Source organism: Streptomyces purpureus (assembly GCF_014648195.1).
GTDB classification, from domain to species: domain Bacteria; phylum Actinomycetota; class Actinomycetes; order Streptomycetales; family Streptomycetaceae; genus Streptomyces; species Streptomyces purpureus.
Window position 1 is genome coordinate 22,155 of sequence record NZ_BMQQ01000022.1, and the last position, 18,271, is coordinate 40,425.

Below are 18,271 nucleotides of genomic sequence, written 5' to 3' on the forward strand. Positions count from 1 at the left end.
CGGCGACACCGTCCAGTGCCGCAAGGGCGGCAAGGTCACGGTCAACGGCAAGGAACTGGACGAGACCGCCTACATCTACCCCGGCTCCACCCCCTGCGACGACCAGCCCTTCGGGCCGATCAAGGTGCCCGAGGGCCGGATCTGGGTCATGGGCGACAACCGCCAGAACTCCCTGGACTCCCGCTACCACCAGGAGCTCCCCGGCAACGGCACCGTCGCCAACGACAAGGTCGTCGGCCGCGCCGTCGTCGTGGCCTGGCCGCTGACCCGCTGGGCGACCCTGCCCGTGCCGGCCGCCTTCGACCAGCAGGGCCTGAGCGCGGCCGCGGTCGTGGCCCCCGGAGCCGCGGGACTCGCCGGCATCGGCGCCGTGGGTGCCGTACCGCTGCTCCTTGTGCGCAGGAAGCGGCGCCACCAGGACGCCCTTCAGCAGGACTGAGTGACCCCCCTCCCCGGGGCGCTCGGGCATACCGCCGAGTAGGGGAGCGCGGGTAGGGTGCCGTCCCAGATCGAACCTCCGACGCGGGGAGCGCTGGGATGAGCGGGACTGTACGGACGGAAGGCGGCCGCGGCCGCCTCGGCAGCGCACTGTCGGGGCTGGCCGTGGCCGTCGGCTGTGTGCTCTTCCTCGGCGGCTTCGCCTGGGGCGCGGTCCAGTACAAGCCCTACACGGTCCCCAGCGACTCGATGACCCCCACTGTCGACGTGGGCAACCGGGTGCTGGCCCAGCGCATCGACGGGGCCGACGTCCGCCGCGGCGACATCGTCATCTTCAAGGACGCGGTCTGGAGCGACCTGCCCATGATCAAGCGCGTCGTCGGGGTGGGCGGCGACAAGGTCGCCTGCTGCGACACCGACGGGCGCCTGACGATCAACGGCAAGGCCGTCGAAGAACCGTATCTGCGGGACAAGGGCGGCCCCGCCTCGCCGCAGAACTTCACCGCCACCGTGCCCCAGGGCAACCTCTTCCTCCTCGGCGACGAGCGCTTCACCTCGCTGGACTCCCGCGTCCACCTCCGCGAGGCCGGCCAGGGCTCCGTACCGCGCAGCGCCGTCAGCGCCCGCGTCGACGCCGTCGCCTGGCCGCTCGGCAGCGTGATCGACCGGCCGGCCGCCTTCGCCGCCCTGCCCGGGGGAGTGTCGCGGCCGGGCCCGGTGAAGCTGATCCTGGGCTCCGTGGTGGCCGGAGCGGCACTCATCCTCGCCGGGTGCGCGTACGGGCCGCTGGCGCGGCTCCTGTCCCGGCGACCGGCGGGGGAGCGCGGGAAGGCGATGACGGGATGACCGAGCCGCATGGCCAGGACCTGCGCAGGGTCGCGCGGGTGATCCTGCTCGACCCCGACGACCGCATCCTCCTCCTGCACGGCTACGAGCCGGACGACCCGGGCCAGACCTGGTGGTTCACCCCGGGCGGCGGCCTGGAGGGCGACGAGACCCGGGAACAGGCCGCCCTGCGGGAACTGGCCGAGGAGACCGGCATCACCGACGTGGTTCTCGGCCCGGTGCTCTGGCAGCGGCACTGCTCGTTCCCGTTCGACGGCCGCCGCTGGGACCAGGACGAGTGGTACTTCCTGGCACGTACCACCCAGACCACCGCCGCGCTCGGCACCCTCACCGAACTGGAGACCCGCAGTGTCACCGGTCTCAGGTGGTGGACCTCCGCCGAACTGTCGGCGGCCCGTGAGACGGTGTACCCGACCAGACTCGCCGAGCTCTTTCGCACCCTGCTCGACGAGGGACCCCCGAGCGCACCGGTGGTCCTGGCCCCGGAAATCGTCTAGGGGCGCAGGAGGCTGTCGCACAATAGGGGGACGCACGGCTGAAGGGGAACATGCCATGAGCGCCGAGGACCTCGAGAAGTACGAGACCGAGATGGAGCTGAAGCTCTACCGGGAGTACCGCGACGTCGTCGGGCTGTTCAAATATGTGATCGAGACCGAGCGTCGCTTCTACCTGACCAACGACTACGAGATGCAGGTGCACTCGGTCCAGGGTGAAGTGTTCTTCGAGGTCTCGATGGCCGACGCCTGGGTCTGGGACATGTACCGGCCCGCTCGCTTCGTCAAGCAGGTACGCGTCCTCACGTTCAAGGACGTGAACATCGAGGAGCTCAACAAGAGCGACCTCGAACTCCCCGGCAGCTGATCACGGACCGGCGGGCGCCCATGCCGCCCGCCGTCCAGTCCCCGAACGAGTGATCCGGTTTTCCACAACCGGTCGGTTATCCACCAAGATCCACAAGCTCCGCGGCGACCCGCCACAGTCGTCCGCGGAGGTGGTTACCGATGAACGCCACGGGGGCACTCGGACGCTACGGAGAAGAGCTGGCCGCACGCCGGCTCACCGCACACGGCATGACCGTCATCGCACGCAACTGGCGATGCGGCCGCACCGGAGAAATCGACATCGTCGCCCACGACGGCGACACCCTGGTCGTCTGCGAAGTCAAAACCCGCAGACAGGGCGCCTACGAGCACCCCATGGCCGCCATCACCCCCAGCAAGGCCGACCGGCTCAGACGACTCGCCGCCTGCTGGCTCCACCGCCACGGCGGACCACCCCCCGGCGGCCTGCGCATCGACCTCATCGGCATCATCCTGCCCCGCCGCGGCGCACCCGTCGTCGACCACGCCCAGGGGGTGGCCTGATGGGATTCGCCCGCACCTGCTCCGTCGCACTCGTCGGCGTCGAAGGCGTCGTCGTCGAAGTCCAGGCCGACCTCGAACCCGGCGTCGCCGCCTTCACCCTCGTCGGACTCCCCGACAAAAGCCTCAGCGAAAGCCGCGACCGCGTCCGCGCCGCCATCGTCAACTCCGGCGCCGACTGGCCACAGAAAAAACTCACCGTCGGACTCAGCCCCGCATCCGTTCCCAAGAGCGGCAGCGGCTTCGACCTCGCAGTCGCCGCCGCCGTACTCGGCGCCGCCGAACGCATCGACCCCCGCGTCATCGCCGACCTCGTCCTCATCGGCGAACTCGGCCTCGACGGCCGCGCCCGCCCCGTCCGCGGCGTCCTGCCCGCCGTCCTCGCCGCCGCCGAAGCCGGCTACCGCCAGGTCGTCGTCCCCGAACAGACCGCCGGCGAAGCATCCCTCGTCCCCGGCGTCTCCGTCCTCGGCGTCCGCAGCCTGCGCCAGCTCATCGCCGTCCTCACCGACGAACCCGTCCCCGACGAAGAACCCGCCGAACAGGGCCGCCCCGACGCCATGCTCGCCGGCCTCGTCGTCCCCGGCGCCGCCGTCGGCACCGGACTCGCACACGACCCCACCGACGGACCCGACCTCGCCGACGTCGCCGGACAACACGGCGCCCGCACCGCCATCGAAGTCGCCGCCGCCGGCAGCCACCACCTCCTGCTCACAGGACCACCCGGCGCAGGCAAAACCATGCTCGCCGAACGCCTCCCCGGCGTCCTGCCGCCCCTCACCAAGAAGGAATCCCTCGAAGTCACCGCCATCCACTCCGTCGCCGGCATCCTCCCGCCCGGCGAACCCCTCGTACACCGCCCGCCCTACTGCGCACCACACCACTCCGCGACCATGCAATCCCTCGTCGGCGGCGGCAACGGCCTGCCACGCCCCGGCGCCGTCTCTCTCGCCCACAAAGGAGTCCTCTTCCTCGACGAAGCACCCGAATTCTCCGGAAAAGTCCTCGACGCACTCCGTCAGCCCCTCGAATCCGGACACGTCGTCATCGCCCGCAGCGCAGGCGTCGTACGCCTCCCCGCCCGCTTCCTCATGACCCTCGCCGCCAACCCCTGCCCCTGCGGCCGGCACACCCTCCACGGCGCCGGCTGCGAATGCCCCGCCTCCCTCATCCGCCGCTACCAAGCCCGCCTCTCCGGCCCACTCCTCGACCGCGTCGACCTCCGCGTCGAAGTCGAACCCGTCACCCGCTCCGACCTCCTCGCCCAAGGCGGCCGCGGCGAACCCACCGCCACCGTCGCCGCCCGCGTCCACGAAGCCAGAGACCGCGCCGCCGCCCGCCTCCACGACACCCCCTGGACCGTCAACAGCGAAGTCCCCGGCCACGAACTCCGCACCCGCTACCTCGTCGCCCCCGGCGCCCTCGCCGCCGCCGAACGCGACATCGAACGCGGACTGCTCACCGCCCGCGGCCTCGACCGCGTCCTCCGCGTCTCCTGGACCATCGCCGACCTCGCCGGCCACGACCGCCCCCTCACCGAGGACGTCGCCCTCGCCCTCGAACTACGCACCGGCATCGCCCGAGGAATCCCCGCCGCAGTCGGAGCCCGCCCATGACCCCGCCCCGCCCCCAAAACCCCGGCACCCCCGACCCGTCCCGTAACCCTGATCCGTCCCGCATCCCCGACTCAGCCCGTATCCCTGACTTGTCCCCTAACCTCGACACGAATCCCGTCGGTACGAACCCCATCCCCGACGCGAACCGCACCGCTGAACGCCTCGCCCGCGCCGCCCTCACCCGCACCATCGAACCCGGCGACCAACACGGCGGACGCTGCCTACGCCAGTACGGAGCCACCGGCCTCCTCGCCCGCCTCACCACACCCACCCACCAACAAGGCAGCCTCGGCCCCACCGGAGAACGCCGCATCCACGGCTGGCGCACCCGCGCCGCAGCAGCCCACCCCGAACACGACCTCGCCACCGCCCACACCCACGGCATCCGCTTCCTCATCCCCGGCGACCCCGAGTGGCCCACCCAACTCGACGACCTCGGAGACGCCCGCCCCATCGGCCTCTGGGCCCGCGGCCCCGGCGACCTGCGCACCTGGTCGCTGCGCTCCGTCGCCGTCGTCGGCGCCCGGGCCTGCACCCCCTACGGCACCCACACCGCCGCCCACCTCGCGTCCGGCCTCGCCGAACGCGGCTGGGTCGTCACCTCCGGCGCAGCCTTCGGCATCGACGGCGCCGCCCACCGCGGCGCCCTCTCCGCAGGCGGCGCCACCATCGCCGTACTCGCCTGCGGAGTCGACACCGCCTACCCCCGAGGTCACGCCGAGTTGATCGCACGCATCACCGAACAAGGCCTCGTCGTCGGAGAACTCCCACCCGGAAGTCACCCCACACCCGCCAGATTCATCCTCCGGAACCGAGTCATCGCCGCACTGACCCGCGGCACCGTCGTCGTCGAAGCCGAATACCGCAGCGGCTCCCTCGTCACCGCCCGCAACGCCCAGCGCCTCGGCCGCCACACCATGGGCATCCCCGGACCCGTCACCAGCGGCCTCTCCGCAGGTGTCCACGAACTCCTGCGAGGCGAAGCCACCCTGGTCACCGACGCCGCCGACGTCATCGAACTCGTCGGAGACATCGGCGACCTCGCCCCCGTCCGGCGCGGCCCCGTCCTCCCCAGAGACCTCCTCGACCCCACCGCGGCCCGCGTACTCGAAGCCCTCCCCGGCCACGGCGCACTCCGCGCCCCCGACATCGCCCTCCGCGCCTCCACACACCCCGACGACACGCTCGCCAAGCTGTACGAACTCCACGCCCTAGGCTTCGTCGAACGACACGGCGACGACTGGACCCTCTCCCACCCCTCACGCGGCACGACGAACCAGCGGCGAGGCGGTACTTGACCTGAGGCATTCGGGTGAAAAAGTGATGCCGATGACCCACGCACCACCCACAGCACCCCCGCGGGAGCCGACGCACACAGCGTCGGATCCCGTTCGAAGATGTGCCCGACGGCAGCCTCCCGCCCAGGGGCGATCCACGCCTGTTCGCTCACCGCGACAGCCCAGTCACGCTACGCTCACCGAAATCCCCACCCAGGTACACGCACCCGCCATCCCGCACCCCACGGCAGAACGGCTCAAGGCAACACATGCCCCAGCACACCTCCGGGTCTGACCGCACTGCGGTGCCCCCCGCAGCCCGGGGCACCGTGCGGCCACCCGCGCCCTCGTCACTCGACGAGCTGTGGCGGTCCTACAAGGCCACGGGCGACGAGCGGCTCCGGGAGCAGCTGATCCTGCACTACTCACCCCTGGTCAAATACGTCGCCGGCCGCGTCAGCGTGGGGCTGCCCTCCAACGTCGAACAAGCCGACTTCGTCTCCTCCGGAGTCTTCGGACTCATCGACGCCATCGAGAAGTTCGACGTCGAACGCTCCATCAAATTCGAGACGTACGCCATCACCCGCATCCGCGGCGCGATGATCGACGAACTCCGCGCCCTGGACTGGATCCCCCGCTCCGTACGCCAGAAGGCCCGCGCCGTGGAACGCGCATACGCCACCCTCGAAGCACAGCTGCGCCGCACCCCCTCCGAGAGCGAAGTCGCAGCCGAGATGGGCATCGCCCTCGAAGAACTACACGCTGTTTTCAGCCAGTTGTCACTCGCCAACGTCGTCGCCCTCGAAGAACTGCTGCACGTCGGCGGCGAAAGCGGCGACCGCCTCAGCCTGATGGACACCCTCGAAGACACCGCGGCCGACAACCCCGTCGAAGTCGCGGAGGACAGAGAGCTGCGACGGCTGCTCGCCCGCGCCATCAACACCCTCCCCGAGCGGGAGAAGACCGTCGTCACCCTCTACTACTACGAAGGCCTCACACTCGCCGAGATCGGCCACGTCCTCGGCGTCACCGAGAGCCGCGTCAGCCAGATCCACACCAAATCCGTCCTCCAGCTCCGGGCCAAACTGGCCGATGTAGGACGCTGACGCCGAAGCCCCGGTCGTAGAGTGGAGCCGTGCCCAGGATTCGAGCGGCCTCCGTGGCCGAGCACCGGACCATGCAGCGCGGCGCCCTCCTGGACGCCGCGCGTTCCCTGCTGTCCGAAGGCGGAACGGAAGCCCTCACCTTCCCCGCCCTCGCCGAGCGCACCGGACTCGCCAGGTCCTCCGTCTACGAGTACTTCCGCTCCCGCGCCGCCGTCGTCGAAGAGCTCTGCGCCGTCGACTTCCCCCTCTGGGCCGCCGAGGTCGAGGCCGCCATGCAGCGCGCGGACACCCCCGAAGGCAAGGTCGAGGCGTACGTACGCCAGCAGCTGGAGCTCGTGGGAGACCGCCGGCACCGCGCCGTCGTCGCCATCTCCGCCAGCGAACTCGACGACGGAGCCCGCGAGAAGATCCGCGCCGCACACGGCGGACTCGTCGCCATGATCGTCGAGGCCCTCGCGGACCTCGGCCAGCCCGAACCCCGCCTGGCCGCCATGCTGCTCCAGGGCGTCGTCGACGCCGCGGTCCGGCGCATCGAACTCGGAGCGGCCGAGGACCCCACGGTGATCGCCCGTACGGCGGTCTCCATGGCCCTCCACGGCGTCCGCACCCCCTGATCCCTCCCCTGGGGGGCCTCCCCCCTCCCCCCCGGCCCCCCACCCCCCGTCCGCCCCTCCCCACGGTTGAGCTCAGCCCCGCCCCCGCCCCTACCTCGTCAGGGCATGCCTGTCACCGGCAGCAGCCTCGACGGTGGGCGTCGTAGGAGGTGGGGTGGCAGGAGTGTGAGGGGGTTGAGGTAGGTGTCGGCTCTGCGTAGGCCCCAGTGCAGGCAGCTGTCCGGGCAGTGGGGGCTGGTTGTGGTGGTGGCGATGATTTGGCCTGCGGTGACGGTGTCGCCTTGGGTGACGAGTGGGGTCACTGGTTCGTAGCTGGTGCGTAGGGGCGGTTCGCCGGTTCCGGTGAGGGTGATGGTGAGGACGCCGCGGCCGGCGACGGGGCCGGCGTAGGAGATGTGGCCGGGGGCGGCGGCGTGGACGGGGGTGCCTGGTGGGGCGGCGAGGTCGATGCCGCGGTGGCCGGGGCCGTAGGGGGTGGCGGGTGGCTGCCAGCCGCGGACGATGGTGGGCCCGGGTGGTCCCAGCGGCCAGGCGCGGCCGACAGGCCCGGTGGGGCCGACTGAGCTGGTGAGCGCGGGTGGCCCGCCCGGGCCTGGGTCGGTCCAGGCGGCCCATGGGGCCATGGACAGGAGGAGTGCTAACGCTGTGTAGTGGTTCATGGCGACAGCGTCCCGCGGATCCGGCGGCAGGGGGCTGATCCGGCTCCGGGCCTGTGGACAAGTGGGTGGACGGCTGACCGGTTGTGGACAGCGCCGTCACCCGGCACCGCGCGGGTCCCGTACACTTCTGTTGGCGATCCGGGTCACCGGGTCGACTTCGCACGCCCCGCCACAGCCTTCAAAAGTCGTGGCAGCGCCTTTTCGGTCCCTTGTGGCACGGCGCGTCGGGGCGTCAGGACATAACCGAGAAATCCAAGGAGATACGGCCATGGCCGTCGTCACGATGCGGGAGCTGCTGGAGAGCGGCGTCCACTTCGGTCACCAGACCCGTCGCTGGAACCCGAAGATGAAGCGCTTCATCTTCACCGAGCGCAACGGCATCTACATCATCGACCTGCTCCAGTCGCTGTCGTACATCGACCGCGCCTACGAGTTCGTCAAGGAGACCGTCGCGCACGGCGGCTCCATCATGTTCGTCGGCACCAAGAAGCAGGCCCAGGAGGCCATCGCCGAGCAGGCGACGCGCGTTGGTATGCCGTACGTCAACCAGCGTTGGCTGGGCGGCATGCTCACCAACTTCTCCACCGTCTACAAGCGCCTTCAGCGTCTGAAGGAGCTTGAGGCGATCGACTTCGAGGACGTGGCCGCCTCCGGCCTCACCAAGAAGGAGCTCCTGGTCCTCTCCCGCGAGAAGGCCAAGCTGGAGAAGACCCTCGGTGGTATCCGCGAGATGCAGAAGGTGCCGAGCGCCGTCTGGATCGTCGACACCAAGAAGGAGCACATCGCCGTCGGTGAGGCGCGCAAGCTCCACATCCCGGTCGTCGCGATCCTCGACACCAACTGTGACCCCGACGAGGTCGACTACAAGATCCCGGGCAACGACGACGCGATCCGCTCCGTCACCCTGCTCACCCGCGTGATCGCCGACGCCGTCGCCGAGGGCCTCATCGCCCGTTCCGGCGTCGCCACCGGTGACTCGAAGCCGGGCGAGAAGGCTGCCGGCGAGCCGCTCGCCGAGTGGGAGCGCGACCTGCTCGAGGGCGAGAAGAAGGCCGACGAGACCGCTGAGGCTCCGGCTGCTGAGGCTCCGGCTGCCGAGGCTCCGGCCACCGAGGCTGCCGAGGCTCCGGCCGCGGACGCCGAGCAGGCCTGACCTTCACACTTCGGTTGTCGACGGCGGGGGCTCACGAGGCCCCCGCCGTTGACCCGTAGATCTTCGTAGATCTTTCAGACTTCGAGAGAGAAATACAGACTCATGGCGAACTACACCGCCGCTGACGTCAAGAAGCTCCGTGAGCTCACCGGCGCCGGCATGATGGACTGCAAGAAGGCGCTGGACGAGGCCGAGGGCAACGTCGACAAGGCCGTCGAGGCGCTTCGCATCAAGGGCCAGAAGGGCGTCGCCAAGCGCGAGGGCCGTTCCGCCGAGAACGGTGCCGTTGTCTCCCTCATCGCCGACGACAACACCTCCGGTGTCCTGGTCGAGCTGAAGTGCGAGACGGACTTCGTCGCCAAGGGTGACAAGTTCCAGGCCGCCGCCGCGGACATCGCCAAGCACGTGGCCGCCACCTCCCCGGCGGACATCGACGCGCTGCTCGCCTCCGAGATCGAGGCCGGCAAGACCGTCCAGGCGTTCGTGGACGAGGCCAACGCCAACCTCGGTGAGAAGATCGTCCTGGACCGCTTCGCGCAGTTCGCCGACGGTTTCGTCTTCTCCTACATGCACCGCACCATGCCCGACCTGCCGCCGCAGATCGGTGTCCTGGTCGAGCTGGACAAGGCCGACGCCGACCTCGCCAAGGGTGTCGCGCAGCACATCGCCGCCTTCGCGCCGAAGTACCTCTCCCGTGAGGACGTCCCGGCCGAGGTCGTCGAGGCCGAGCGCCGCGTCGCCGAGGAGACCACGCGCGCCGAGGGCAAGCCCGAGGCCGCCCTCCCGAAGATCGTCGAGGGTCGCGTCAACGGCTTCTTCAAGGAGGCCACCCTCCTTGGCCAGCCGTACGCGCTCGACAACAAGAAGTCCGTCCAGCAGGTGCTGGACGAGGCCGGTGTCACCCTGAAGCGCTTCACGCGCATCAAGGTCGGCATCTGAGCCGGTACGCGATCGACACGGGAGCCCGCTAGGGTTTCCACAGCGGGGGTTTCGCGCAATCGCGCCGGACAGCCGCAGATCTGACGAGGAGGCCATTGCCGCTAGGGACACCAGCACCCACCGGCAATGGCCTTCTTCGTATGTGCACGAGGAGATCTCCATGAATCAGGGCGCCGCACAGGGCGACGACAACCACGGCAAAAAGGCCGGCCGCTTCATGCTGAAGCTGTCGGGCGAAGCCTTCTCCGGCGGCACCGGTCTCGGTGTCGACCCCGACGTCGTGCACGCCATCGCGCGCGAGATCGCCGCGGTCGTCCGCGACGGCGCGGAGATCGCGATCGTGATCGGCGGCGGAAACTTCTTCCGCGGCGCCGAGCTGCAGGTGCGCGGCATGGACCGGGCACGCTCCGACTACATGGGCATGCTCGGCACCGTCATGAACTGCCTCGCCCTCCAGGACTTCCTGGAGAAGGAGGGCATCGACTCGCGGGTCCAGACCGCCATCACCATGGGGCAGGTCGCGGAGCCGTACATCCCGCTGCGTGCCGTGCGCCACCTGGAGAAGGGCCGTGTGGTCATCTTCGGTGCCGGTATGGGCATGCCGTACTTCTCCACCGACACCACGGCGGCCCAGCGCGCCCTGGAGATCGACGCCGAGGCCCTGCTCATGGGCAAGAACGGCGTGGACGGGGTCTACGACTCCGACCCGAAGGCCAACCCCGACGCGGTGAAGTTCGACGCGCTGGAGTACGGCGAGGTGCTCGCCCGCGACCTCAAGGTCGCCGACGCCACGGCCATCACCCTCTGCCGGGACAACAACCTTCCGATCCTCGTCTTCGAGCTGCTCGCGGAGGGCAATATCGCCCGCGCGGTGAAGGGTGAGAAGATCGGCACACTCGTGAGCGACCAGGGCACCCGGGCCTGAGTTTCCCGGGCCCTGCATCCCCGGTCCGCCGGGGATGGATCCCCGGCATTCCCGGGGCCCCGCGAGGGGATGGACAAAGCCCTGCCGGTCGGACACCGTGCAGGAGAAGACGCGCCTACTCAAGACACGCAGGAGCAAGTGGTGATCGAAGAGACCCTCCTCGAGACCGAGGAGAAGATGGAGAAGGCCGTCCTGGTCGCCAAGGATGACTTCGCCGCGATCCGCACCGGGCGTGCGCACCCGGCGATGTTCAACAAGATCGTCGCCGACTACTACGGTGCGATCACGCCGATCAACCAACTGGCCTCCTTCTCGGTTCCCGAGCCGCGGATGGCCGTGGTGACCCCGTTCGACAAGAGCGCTCTGCGCAACATCGAGCAGGCGATCCGCGACTCCGACCTCGGGGTGAACCCGAGCAACGACGGCAACATCATCCGTGTGGTGTTCCCGGAGCTCACCGAGGAGCGCCGCCGCGAGTACATCAAGGTCGCCAAGAGCAAGGCCGAGGACTCGAAGGTGTCGATCCGCTCGGTGCGCCGCAAGGCCAAGGACGCCTTCGACAAGGCGATCAAGGACGGCGACATCGGCGAGGACGAGGGCCGCCGCGCCGAGAAGGACCTCGAGGACCTCACCTCGAAGTACGTCGCGCAGGTGGACGAGCTGCTCAAGCACAAGGAAGCCGAGCTGCTCGAGGTCTGATGAACGACTCCTTCTGGGGGGCCCAGCCCACAGCCGGCTACTGGGGTCCGCCCGACCAGGGGCCTGCCCCGGCGGGTCCCGCCTACGATGGGCATGAGGCACAGCAGACTCGGCCCATGCCCATCGTGCCCGACGTTCCGGCCGCCGGAGACCAGGATGACGACCGGGGGGCCGCTCGGCTGAGCGGTCCCCTGTTCCGTGACGAGAAGCCGCAGGAGCCCATGGACACCCCGCCGCAGGCGAGCCCGCAGCCTGCGGAGCCTCCCCAGTCGCCCCAGCCCCCGCAGAAGAAGAGCGCGGGCCGGGATCTCGGAGCGGCCATAGGGGTCGGGGTCGCGCTGGGTGCCGTCATCATCGCGTCGCTGTTCATCTGGAAGCCGGCTTTCGTCGGCGTGATAGCGGTCGCCGTGGTGGTCGGGCTCTGGGAGCTCACCTCCCGCCTGGAGGAACGCAAGGGCATCAAGGCACCGCTCGTGCCGCTCGCGGTCGGCGGTGCGGCGATGGTGGTGGCCGGCTATGTGCGCGGTGCTGAAGGCGCCTGGGTCGCCATGGCGCTCACCGCCCTCGCGGTGCTGGTGTGGCGGATGATCGAACCGCCCGAGGGCTATCTCAAGGACGTCACGGCCGGTGTCTTCGCGGCGTTCTATGTGCCGTTCCTGGCGACGTTCGTCGCGCTGATGCTCACCGCCGACGACGGCCCCGAGCGGGTGCTGACCTTCCTGCTGCTGACCGTCGTCAGCGACACCGGCGCGTACGCGATCGGCTGGCGCTTCGGCAAGCACAAGCTGGCGCCCCGGATCAGCCCCGGGAAGACCCGCGAGGGCCTGGTCGGCGCGGTGACTTTCGCGATGGCGGCGGGCGCGCTGTGCATGCAGTTCCTGATCGACGACGGTACGTGGTGGCAGGGCCTTCTGCTGGGTCTGGCGGTCGCGGCGAGCGCCACGCTCGGCGACCTGGGCGAGTCGATGATCAAGCGGGACCTGGGCATCAAGGACATGGGCACGCTGCTGCCGGGGCACGGCGGGATCATGGACCGGCTCGACTCGCTGCTGCCGACGGCGCCGGTGGTCTGGCTGCTGCTGGTGATCTTCGTCGGCACCGCTTGACAGACAGCGGGTATCCTGGAAGGGCTCGTGGCGTGACCGCGAGCCCTTTCGTCGTAATGAGTCGTCCCCGCCGCCGCGGGGGTGGCCCGTGAGGTCTCCCGCGCCGCGGTGCCGTCGTGCCGTGCTCCCCGCCCTACGCGGGGGTGTATCAGACCTCGTCGTTCTGAGGAGACGCCGACCGTGGCCCGTCCGCTGCCCGGAGAACTCACTTTCGTCGCCCCGCGCGGTGCCAAGAAGCCGCCGCGGCATCTCGCCGACCTCACGCCCGCCGAGCGCAAGGAAGCCGTCGCCGCGATCGGCGAGAAGCCGTTCCGCGCCAAGCAGCTGTCGACGCACTACTTCGCGCGGTACGCGCACGACCCCGCCGCCTGGACCGACATCCCCGCGGCGTCCCGCGAGAAGCTCGCCGGGGAGCTGCTGCCCGACCTGATGTCCGTGGTGCGGCACATCTCCTGCGACGACGACACCACCCGTAAGACGCTGTGGCGGCTGCACGACGGCACGCTCGTGGAGTCCGTGCTGATGCGCTACCCGGACCGGGTCACGATGTGCATCTCCTCCCAGGCCGGATGCGGCATGAACTGCCCGTTCTGCGCCACCGGACAGGCCGGTCTCGACCGCAACCTGTCCACGGCGGAGATCGTCCACCAGATCGTCGACGGCATGCGCGCGCTGCGTGACGGCGAGGTCCCCGGCGGGCCCGCCCGGCTCAGCAACATCGTCTTCATGGGCATGGGTGAGCCGCTGGCCAACTACAAGCGGGTCGTCGGAGCCATCCGCCGGCTCACCGACCCCGAGCCCGACGGCCTCGGCCTGTCCCAGCGCGGGATCACCGTCTCCACCGTCGGCCTGGTGCCCGCGATGCTCCGCTTCGCCGACGAGGGCTTCAAGTGCCGTCTCGCCGTCTCGCTCCACGCCCCCGACGACGAGCTCCGCGACACCCTCGTCCCCGTGAACACCCGCTGGAAGGTCCGCGAGGTCCTCGACGCGGCCTGGGAGTACGCGGAGAAGTCCGGCCGCCGGATCTCCATCGAGTACGCCCTCATCCGCGACATCAACGACCAGGCGTGGCGCGGTGACCTGCTCGGCCGGCTGCTCAAGGCTGGGGGTCCCCCCGGCGGAGCCAGGGGGAGGGTCCACGTCAACCTGATCCCGCTCAACCCCACGCCCGGCTCCAAGTGGACCGCCTCCCGTCCCGAGGACGAGAAGGCGTTCGTCGAGGCCATCGCCGCCCACGGCGTGCCGGTCACCGTCCGCGACACCCGCGGTCAGGAGATCGACGGTGCCTGTGGACAGCTGGCGGCCTCGGAACGCTGACCTTGTACGCTGGGCTCGAACATCTGCATATTCCGACAGGGGAGCGCCACAGCGCTGAGAGTGCGGTGACCGTCAGACCGCAGACCCTCTGAACCTCGCCCAGGTCATTCTGGGTAGGAAGTTCGGTCGTTACTCGAGCTGTTGCGCCCTGTCCGCGTGCCGTGCCCGCCACGGCCGCGGGCAGGGCCGCGTCTCTTCCTGGTCACACCCAGGAGGAATCAGTGAGCACCACCAAGAAGATCACGGTCGGCGTGCTGGCCGCGGCGCTGGGCGTCGGCACGCTCGCCGCGTGCGGCTCCGGCGACAAGGACTCCGCCGCCGGTACGGGGTCGAAGACGGTCACCCTCGTCAGCCATGACTCGTTCAACGCCTCCAAGGAGGTGCTGGCGCAGTTCACCAAGGAGACCGGCTACACGGTCAAGGTGCTGAAGAGCGGCGACGCGGGCGAGGCCGTCAACAAGGAGATCCTCACCAAGGGCTCCCCGCAGGGCGACGTCTTCTACGGCATCGACAACACCCTGCTCTCCCGCGCCCTCGACAACGACCTGTTCGTGCCGTACGAGGCGAAGGGCCTGGACCGGATTCCGGCCGAGCTCCAGCTCGACAAGGACAAGCACCGGGTCACCCCGATCGACACCGGCGACATCTGCGTCAACTACGACAAGAAGTACTTCGCCGACAAGAAGCTCGCGCCGCCGCAGAGCTTCGACGACCTGGCGAAGCCCGCGTACAAGGACCTGCTCGTCGTCGAGAACCCCGAGCGGTCCTCGCCCGGCCTCGGCTTCCTGCTCGGCACCGCCGCCCGGTACGGCGACGAGGGCTGGCAGGCGTACTGGAAGAAGCTGAAGGACAACGGCGTCAAGACCGTCGACAGCTGGGAGATCGCCTACAACCAGGAGTTCTCCGGCTCCGCGGGCGGCAAGAAGGCCAAGGGCGACCGGCCGCTGGTCGTGTCGTACGCCTCCAGTCCGCCGGTCGAGGTCCTCTTCTCCGAGCCGCAGCCGGCCACCGCGCCGACCGGTGTGTCCACCGGCACCTGCTTCCGTCAGACCGAGTTCGCCGGCCTGCTCGACGGCGCGAAGAACGAGGCCGGCGGCAAGGCCCTCATCGACTTCCTGATCTCCAAGAAGTTCCAGGAGGACATGCCGCTGAACATGTTCGTGAACCCGGCCGTCAAGGACGCCAAGCTTCCCGAGCTGTTCACCAAGCACGGCGTGGTCGTCGACAAGCCGCACACCATGGCTCCCGAGAAGATCGCCGAGAAGCGCGACCAGTGGATCAAGTCGTGGTCCTCGCTCGTCCTGAAGTAGGCACCCGGGCCCGTGGCACCACCGCGCGGGGAAGCGCGGCGCGGCTGGGCCTGATGGTCCTGCCCGTCGCCTTCTTCGCCGTCTTCTTCGCCTGGCCGGTCCTCTCCATCGTCGGCCGGGGCCTGAAGAGCGGCGAGGACTGGCGGCTCGGGCGGCTCGGCGAGACGCTGAGCCGCCCCGAGATCCTGGACGTGCTCTGGTTCACGGCCTGGCAGGCGCTCGCCTCCACCGCGCTGACCCTGCTGATCGCCCTGCCAGGCGCCTATGTGTTCGCCCGGTTCGACTTCCCCGGCAGGACGCTGCTGCGCGCCGTCGTCACCGTTCCGTTCGTGCTGCCGACCGTCGTCGTCGGCACGGCCTTCCTCGCCCTGGTGGGGCGCGGCGGGCTCCTCGACGAGCTGTGGGGGCTGCGGCTCGACACCACCGCGTGGGCGATCCTGCTCGCCCATGTGTTCTTCAACTACGCCGTGGTCGTGCGGACCGTCGGCGGGCTGTGGGCGCAGCTCGACCCGCGTCAGGAGGAGGCGGCGCGGGTGCTCGGCGCCTCCCGGTTCGAGGCCTGGCGGCAGGTGACGCTGCCCGCGCTCGGCCCGGCCGTGGCCGCGGCGGCGCTGATGGTGTTCCTGTTCACGTTCACCTCCTTCGGTGTCGTGCAGATCCTGGGCGGGCCGGCGTACTCCACGCTGGAGGCGGAGATCTACCGGCAGACCGCCGATCTGCTCGACCTGCCGACGGCGGCCGTGCTGACGATGGTGCAGTTCGTGGCGGTCGGCGCCATCCTCGCGCTGCACGCCTGGACCGTGCGCCGGCGTGAGACGGCGCTGAAGCTGGTCGACCCTGCGCGGACCGCGCACCGGCCGCACGGGGCGGGGCAGTGGGCGCTGCTGGCGGCCGTGCTCGGCACGGTCGCCCTGCTGATCCTGCTGCCGCTCGGGGTGCTGGTCGAGCGGTCCTTCGACACGTCCGGCGGGTACGGGCTCGGCTTCTACCGGGCCCTGCAGGGCGTCGACGACAGCGGCGGCACCTTCCTCGTACCGCCGCTGGAGGCGATCGGGAACTCCCTCCAGTACGCGCTGGTGGCCACGGTCATCGCCGTTGTCGTCGGCGGGCTGGCCGCCGCCGCGCTCACCCGCAGGGCGGGGCGGCTGGTGCGCGGTTTCGACGCGCTGCTGATGCTGCCGCTCGGCGTGTCGGCGGTGACCGTCGGCTTCGGGTTCCTGATCACCCTGGACGAGCCGCCGCTGGATCTGCGCGCCAGCTGGATCCTGGTACCGCTGGCGCAGGCCCTGGTGGGGGTGCCGTTCGTGGTGCGGACGATGCTGCCAGTGCTGCGGGCCGTGGACGAGCGGCTGCGGGAGGCCGCGGCGGTGCTCGGGGCCTCCCCGCTGCGGGCCTGGCGCGAGGTGGATCTGCCGCTGGTGCGCAGGGCGCTGCTGATCGCGTCCGGGTTCGCGTTCGCCGTGTCCCTGGGCGAGTTCGGCGCGACGGTCTTCATCGCCCGGCCCGACCGGCCGACGCTGCCCGTGGCGGTGGCGCGGCTGCTCGGCCGGCCGGGCGAGCTCAATTACGGGCAGGCGATGGCCCTGTCGACGATTCTGATGGTGGTGTGCGCGGTGGCGCTGCTGCTCCTGGAGCGCATCCGCACCGACCGCACGTCCGGGGAGTTCTGATGGCACTGCTGACGGTCACCGATGCGACCGTACGGTTCGGTGAGCGGGCCGCGCTCGACGGCGTGGACCTGGAGGTCGCCGAGCACGAGATCGTCTGTGTCCTCGGGCCGTCCGGCAGCGGCAAGTCGACCCTGCTGCGGGCCGTCGCCGGGCTCCAGTCCCTCGACGGCGGACGGGTGCTGCTCGCGGGCGCGGATCAGCGTGGGGTGCCGGTGCACCGGCGGGGTGTCGGGCTGATGTTCCAGGACCATCAGCTCTTCCCGCAGCGGGACGTCGCCGGCAATGTGGCGTTCGGGCTGCGGATGCACCACGTACCCAAGGCGGAACAGGCCGTACGGGTCGGGGAGTTGCTGGACCTCGTCGGGCTGCCAGGGGCGGGGCGGCGGTCGGTCGCCGCGCTCTCCGGCGGGGAGCAGCAGCGTGTCGCGCTCGCCCGGGCGCTGGCGCCGCGGCCCCAGTTGCTGATGCTGGACGAGCCGCTCGGCCAGCTCGACCGTACGCTGCGGGAGCGTCTCGTCGTCGAACTGCGGCAGCTGTTCGGCCGGTTGGGGACGACCGTGCTCGCCGTCACCCACGACCAGGGGGAGGCGTTCGCGCTGGCCGACCGGGTGGTGGTGATGCGGGACGGGCGGGTCGCGCAGAGCGGGACGCCGCTGGAGGTGTGGCAGCGGCCGGCCGACGAGTTCGTGGCCCGTTTCCTCGGCTTCGACAACGTCGTGGCGGCGAGTGTCAGCGGCGCGGCCGCGCAGACCCCGTGGGGCGCCGTGCCGGTGCCCGCCGGGTCCCCGCAGGGCCCCGGCCGGCTGCTGGTGCGGCCCGCAGGGGTGCGGCTCGGCGGGCCGGGCGAGGGGCTGGAGTGCACGGTCGAGGCGCGTACGTTCCGGGGCAGCCATGTCGCCGTGACGCTGCGCCCCGCGGCGGACGCGCCCCCGCTGGAGGCCGAGTGCCCCCTGCGTGACGCGCCGGAGGAAGGGGCCCGGGTGGGGGCGACGTTCCGCGCCGAGGAGGTCGTCGTCCTCGGCGGGTGACGGCCCGCGGCGGTCGACTGCGGACGCGCCGGGTGGCGCGTCGGCAAGCAGGGGTGGCCTGCCCCAGCGGCCAGCGGCAGCCGGGACATGCGCCGCTACCAGGGCCGGGTCAGGGCCGTACGGGCAGCGACCCGGCCGGTGACGGTCCGCGCGCCCGAGCTACGGGGGCCGTACGGGACCGGAGTCGTCCGGTACGGGACAGCGTCC

Annotated in this window: 19 protein-coding genes; 18 read left to right on the forward strand and 1 reads right to left on the reverse strand. The window is 70.5% G+C overall.

The features are described 5' to 3' along the window. From lepB (IEZ01_RS35165) to IEZ01_RS24585, 9 genes are all read left to right on the forward strand, one after another. The coding region (lepB, locus tag IEZ01_RS35165) for a signal peptidase I (RefSeq protein ID WP_229833202.1) at positions 1 to 439 on the forward strand (439 nt) is incomplete at its 5' end. Between the two features lie 98 nt (positions 440 to 537). Then, on the forward strand, positions 538 to 1,284 hold the full coding sequence (gene lepB / locus IEZ01_RS24550; protein WP_189203816.1) for a signal peptidase I: 747 nt from the start codon (positions 538 to 540) through the stop codon (positions 1,282 to 1,284). Further along, positions 1,281 to 1,781 (forward strand): NUDIX hydrolase, encoded by a 501-nt coding sequence (locus IEZ01_RS24555; protein ID WP_189203818.1) that lies wholly within the window; start codon positions 1,281 to 1,283, stop codon positions 1,779 to 1,781. The genes lepB (IEZ01_RS24550) and IEZ01_RS24555 overlap by 4 nt, the downstream gene beginning before the upstream one ends. Before the next feature lie 55 nt (positions 1,782 to 1,836). Continuing rightward, positions 1,837 to 2,145: a DUF2469 domain-containing protein gene (locus IEZ01_RS24560; protein WP_005311352.1), complete on the forward strand. Its 309-nt coding sequence runs from the start codon at positions 1,837 to 1,839 to the stop codon at positions 2,143 to 2,145. 140 nt (positions 2,146 to 2,285) lie between these two features. Next, a complete protein-coding gene (locus IEZ01_RS24565; protein WP_019889791.1) occupies positions 2,286 to 2,648 on the forward strand; it encodes a YraN family protein in 363 nt (120 codons plus the stop codon). Beyond that, complete coding sequence (locus IEZ01_RS24570; protein WP_189203820.1) at positions 2,648 to 4,261, forward strand: YifB family Mg chelatase-like AAA ATPase; 1,614 nt, start codon at positions 2,648 to 2,650, stop codon at positions 4,259 to 4,261. Before IEZ01_RS24565 ends, IEZ01_RS24570 begins: the two co-directional genes overlap by 1 nt. Beyond that, positions 4,258 to 5,559: a DNA-processing protein DprA gene (dprA, locus tag IEZ01_RS24575; protein ID WP_189203829.1), complete on the forward strand. Its 1,302-nt coding sequence runs from the start codon at positions 4,258 to 4,260 to the stop codon at positions 5,557 to 5,559. Before IEZ01_RS24570 ends, dprA begins: the two co-directional genes overlap by 4 nt. A gap of 248 nt (positions 5,560 to 5,807) precedes the next feature. Next, a complete protein-coding gene (gene whiG / locus IEZ01_RS24580; protein ID WP_028798038.1) occupies positions 5,808 to 6,644 on the forward strand; it encodes an RNA polymerase sigma factor WhiG in 837 nt (278 codons plus the stop codon). 53 nt (positions 6,645 to 6,697) lie between these two features. After that, positions 6,698 to 7,258 (forward strand): TetR/AcrR family transcriptional regulator, encoded by a 561-nt coding sequence (locus tag IEZ01_RS24585; RefSeq protein WP_019889796.1) that lies wholly within the window; start codon positions 6,698 to 6,700, stop codon positions 7,256 to 7,258. 98 nt (positions 7,259 to 7,356) lie between these two features. Here IEZ01_RS24585 and IEZ01_RS24590 read toward each other — a convergent pair whose 3' ends face one another. Next, the gene (locus IEZ01_RS24590) at positions 7,357 to 7,881 is read right to left on the reverse strand and encodes a murein hydrolase activator EnvC family protein (RefSeq protein ID WP_019889798.1); all 525 of its coding nucleotides are present in this window, start codon (positions 7,879 to 7,881) and stop codon (positions 7,357 to 7,359) included. A 304-nt stretch (positions 7,882 to 8,185) separates the two neighbouring features. Here IEZ01_RS24590 and rpsB point away from each other — a divergent pair, with 304 nt between their 5' ends. The 9 genes from rpsB (at position 8,186) to IEZ01_RS24635 (ending at position 18,064) form a co-directional block, all read left to right on the forward strand. Further along, a complete protein-coding gene (gene rpsB / locus IEZ01_RS24595) occupies positions 8,186 to 9,070 on the forward strand; it encodes a 30S ribosomal protein S2 (RefSeq protein WP_019889799.1) in 885 nt (294 codons plus the stop codon). A 102-nt stretch (positions 9,071 to 9,172) separates the two neighbouring features. Further along, positions 9,173 to 10,009, forward strand: coding sequence for a translation elongation factor Ts (gene tsf / locus IEZ01_RS24600; RefSeq protein WP_019889800.1), 837 nt, complete (start codon positions 9,173 to 9,175; stop codon positions 10,007 to 10,009). Positions 10,010 to 10,169: 160 nt separating this feature from the next. Further along, complete coding sequence (pyrH, locus tag IEZ01_RS24605; RefSeq protein ID WP_019889801.1) at positions 10,170 to 10,934, forward strand: UMP kinase; 765 nt, start codon at positions 10,170 to 10,172, stop codon at positions 10,932 to 10,934. Between the two features lie 141 nt (positions 10,935 to 11,075). After that, positions 11,076 to 11,633: a ribosome recycling factor gene (gene frr, locus IEZ01_RS24610; protein WP_019889802.1), complete on the forward strand. Its 558-nt coding sequence runs from the start codon at positions 11,076 to 11,078 to the stop codon at positions 11,631 to 11,633. After that, positions 11,633 to 12,739, forward strand: a complete 1,107-nt coding sequence (locus IEZ01_RS24615) for a phosphatidate cytidylyltransferase (RefSeq protein ID WP_189203831.1) — start codon at positions 11,633 to 11,635, stop codon at positions 12,737 to 12,739. The genes frr and IEZ01_RS24615 overlap by 1 nt, the downstream gene beginning before the upstream one ends. A 180-nt stretch (positions 12,740 to 12,919) precedes the next feature. Further along, a complete protein-coding gene (rlmN, locus tag IEZ01_RS24620; RefSeq protein WP_019889804.1) occupies positions 12,920 to 14,056 on the forward strand; it encodes a dual-specificity RNA methyltransferase RlmN in 1,137 nt (378 codons plus the stop codon). Between the two features lie 221 nt (positions 14,057 to 14,277). Further along, positions 14,278 to 15,366: a thiamine ABC transporter substrate-binding protein gene (locus IEZ01_RS24625; protein ID WP_189203833.1), complete on the forward strand. Its 1,089-nt coding sequence runs from the start codon at positions 14,278 to 14,280 to the stop codon at positions 15,364 to 15,366. Positions 15,367 to 15,419: 53 nt separating this feature from the next. Beyond that, entirely contained in the window at positions 15,420 to 17,036 is a 1,617-nt protein-coding gene (locus tag IEZ01_RS24630) for an ABC transporter permease (RefSeq protein ID WP_189203874.1), read from the forward strand. Beyond that, entirely contained in the window at positions 17,036 to 18,064 is a 1,029-nt protein-coding gene (locus IEZ01_RS24635) for an ABC transporter ATP-binding protein (protein WP_019889807.1), read from the forward strand. The genes IEZ01_RS24630 and IEZ01_RS24635 overlap by 1 nt, the downstream gene beginning before the upstream one ends. Positions 18,065 to 18,271 lie beyond the last annotated feature (207 nt).